General features: G+C 50.2%; 1 rRNA gene. It reads left to right on the forward strand.

The features are described from left to right. Window positions 1-198: 198 nt before the first annotated feature. A 5S ribosomal RNA gene (rrf, locus tag M3180_RS22510) occupies window positions 199-271 on the forward strand; the annotation flags it as partial.

Here is a 271-nt window from a genome sequence, read left to right on the forward strand (position 1 = left end):
GGGTGGAAGTGCAGCAATGCATGGAGCTGACCAGTACTAATCGGTCGAGGGCTTATCCTACAGACTTTGAATACGGAGCGCAAGCGAAGGTTCACAAGTCACATCGGAAGCATATGCTTCTGCTTGAAACGCTAAGGAGATTCATAACTTTCATATCCAGTTTTGAGGGTGCAAGCCACTTCGGAAGCATCTACAACGTTTGGTGACGATGGCGAAAGGGAACCACGCGTACCCATCTCGAACACGACCGTTAAGCCTTTCAGCGCCGATG

This window comes from Paenibacillus camelliae, assembly GCF_023715345.1.
GTDB classification, from domain to species: domain Bacteria; phylum Bacillota; class Bacilli; order Paenibacillales; family Paenibacillaceae; genus Pristimantibacillus; species Pristimantibacillus camelliae.